A 2,844-nucleotide genomic window follows, 5' to 3' on the forward strand; every position below is an offset into this window, starting at 1 on the left:
GTAGCCATGGGGAGGGCTCGAAGTAGCCTGTACCTCGATCAGAGACCGTGTTCCAGAGCGAGGGGAGTTGCGATTGCCAGTAGGCGGTGGACATGGTGGTAGGCGCATAGGGGGCTTCGGAGGCATTGGCACGCGCTGCGGTTTCATACCAATCCATAAATGCTCTATCACGGTCCCAATAAAAGGCCCACAGTTTGCCCAGATCAGTGTTTTTGTTCTGGTTGTCTTCAGGTTCATGGGTGGCATATGGGCGAAGGTATCGATCTACCCGATCGGAGCGGGTGACCAGCAGCCCGGTCATGCTTTCGTACACAGTGGGGACAACATGACCGTTCTGCAACCCCGGGGTACCTGGCACGCGCAAACCGTTTCGTGTGACGTCGCCGTCCTCGCTCACGATCAAGGCCTGGGGCACTTTGGGGTTGTCATCAAAGAACTGGAACAAGCGCTCGATCCTGCCTTGGGCGTGGGTTGTATTCTCCGCGTCTTGCCACAAAAAGAGCGTGACTCCGAGCGTGGCGGCATTGCGACCGTTGAGGATGTTATCCGCAGCGCCTGTATCTGAAGGTTGCTTGGGCGGCGCGATGGAAAATACCGGGATTGGCCAGTACGCCACTGACGCGCCTGCCGAATGTTTGAAGGCGACTCGGATTTTGATATCTCTGCTGATCTCTCGGGAGTCTAGTGAGTCTGTGTAATCCTTGGGGTCCCGTGAGTAAATCGACGCAAAGTTGTTATTTTTCTTCTTGATGAATTGCCAGATCTCCGATTGGTGGTCCTGGTAGATCCCAAGCCCCACCCCGCGGATTTCCAACGCATAAGTCCGCGCTTGCGTGGCCTGTTGCTCGGTGATTCGCGCCATGACGTTGGCTTTATAGGCGGCGAGCCCTGCCTTTTCACTGGCAACGGCTTTGCCCCACCAGTGAGCGCTGAAAATCAGTAGCAAGGGCCCCAGAATAGCGGCGATACCCCAGCGCAGTACCGGGTTGATGTCACGAAGTTCCACGTCAGATAACCCGTACGTTCAAAGCATTGCTCGCCACGGCATGACAACCGCAGGCCAGGAGATGGCCCTGCAATACGACCGGAATGCCGTTCATACGCCGGCGGGGATGCCCTTCGACGAAGGCAAACTCGCCCAGATGCAGCGGGCAGGAAGCCTTGTCGCCCAACACCGCCGGGGTTTTTCCATTGAGGGTATGTGTGCCTTCGAGCTGGCAGGAAACCACGGTGCCACCGCTGCTGGTGGCGTCGCCCAGGCAAATGGGATGGCTCATGGTTTGTTTCCCGGCATACGAAATCTGAACGGATCGGCGCCGTGGGTTTGCTGGTTCTTCGCTTTGCGGGCTTCGTCCGGTGGGCGGACCATTTGCACGGTGACACTGCCGTCTTCGCCGGTGTACACCACCGCGCTGACACCACCTTCCTGATAGCTGGCAATCGTGGCCAGGTTGATTTCGACCAGGGCGCTACTGACGCCGGTGTTGCCCAGGCGCCGACCGATGTCGTAGCCCTCGTCGACATTGCCCAACTCGAGGCCGGCTCCATCGCTGTTCAGGCTGTGCAACGCGATGGTCAGGGCGATCTCGCCAGGGGTGTTGTCGGTGCTGTCGTAAAACACCCGCGCCGGTTTTTTACCGTTGGGCAGGGTTTCCAGTGCCTGCAGCCAGCCTGCTTGCAGGGCTTTGGCCTGTAGCGCGGGTTTGAGCGGTTTGCCGTTGTCGTCGTGCATCAGGACTTTGATCGGGCGGTGCAGGTAGCCCAGAATCGGGGCTTTATCGAACTCCTTGACTTGATGCTCGGCCCAGCGCACCGGTAGCCATGGGGAGGGCTCGAAATGACCGGGGCCTCGGTTGCTCAGGGTTTGCCAGAGAGTGGGGAGTTGGGATTGCCAGTAGGTGGAGGACATGGTGGTAATAGGGAGAATAAAGCCTGTACTGCCTTTGGCACGTTCAGCATCCTCGTACACCTTTCTGAACAGCGGCGAATGCTTCCAGTAAAACGCCCACAACTTGCCCATGTCGGTGTTCGTGTTCTGGTTGTCCTCGGAATCGTGGGTAGCAAAGGGACGGATATAGCGGTCTACCCGATCCGAACGGGTGAGCAGCAGACCAGTCATACTTTCGTACACCGTTGGCACGGCATGGACATTTTGTAGACCTGGTGTGCCGGCCACGCGAAGACCACTTCGGGTCACATCACCATCCTCGCTCACAATCAATGCTTGCGGTACCTTTGGATTGTCCTCGAAGAACTTGTACAGCCGCTCGATCATGCTTTGGGCATGCGAGGTATTGTCCGCGTCTTGCCAGAGGAACAGCGTCACGCCCAGGGTGGCGGCATTGCGTCCATCTGAAATATTTGCGGCGGCCCCCACGTTTTTCGGCTGCTTGGGCGGTGCGATTGCAAACACCGGAATTGGCCAGTAGGCCACCGAGTCGCTGGCTGAATGCTTGAACGCGACACGGGTGTTGATTCTCGCTGTGATCTCTCGAGAGTTCACGGAAGTGTCGTAATCCTTGGGGTCTCGTGAATAGATCGAAGTGAAATTGCTGTTGGTCTTTTTGATTTCCCGCCAAATTGAGGACTGATGCCAATTGTCGACTGCGAGTCCAACTCCCCGTATTTCCAACGCATAAGTACGCTCCTGGGTAGCAATGTGCTCGGCTCTTTCGGCCATGACTTTTGATTTGTAGGTCGCGAGTTCTGTCTCTTCGTGTGCCCCTGTCTTGCCGATCCAGTGCAAGCTGTAAATCAGCAGCAAGGGCCCCAGAATAGCGGCGATACCCCAGCGCATTACCGGGTTGAGGTCACGAAGTTCCACGTCAGATAACCCGTACGTTC

General features: G+C 57.2%; 2 protein-coding genes and 1 pseudogene. All 3 read right to left on the minus strand.

The window, feature by feature from the left end; all coding sequences use genetic code 11:
* A pseudogene (locus PMI26_RS03825) lies at nucleotides 1-1,003 on the minus strand (type VI lipase adapter Tla3 domain-containing protein); the annotation flags it as partial.
* Nucleotides 1,004-1,007: 4 nt separating this feature from the next.
* Complete coding sequence (locus PMI26_RS03820) at nucleotides 1,008-1,277, minus strand: PAAR domain-containing protein (RefSeq protein ID WP_007979295.1); 270 nt, start codon at nucleotides 1,275-1,277, stop codon at nucleotides 1,008-1,010.
* Nucleotides 1,274-2,844 (minus strand): type VI lipase adapter Tla3 domain-containing protein (locus tag PMI26_RS03815; RefSeq protein WP_007979296.1); only part of this gene is annotated, 1,571 nt, incomplete at its 5' end. The genes PMI26_RS03815 and PMI26_RS03820, both read right to left, overlap by 4 nt.

Source organism: Pseudomonas sp. GM33 (assembly GCF_000282295.1).
Taxonomy (GTDB): domain Bacteria; phylum Pseudomonadota; class Gammaproteobacteria; order Pseudomonadales; family Pseudomonadaceae; genus Aquipseudomonas; species Aquipseudomonas laurylsulfatiphila.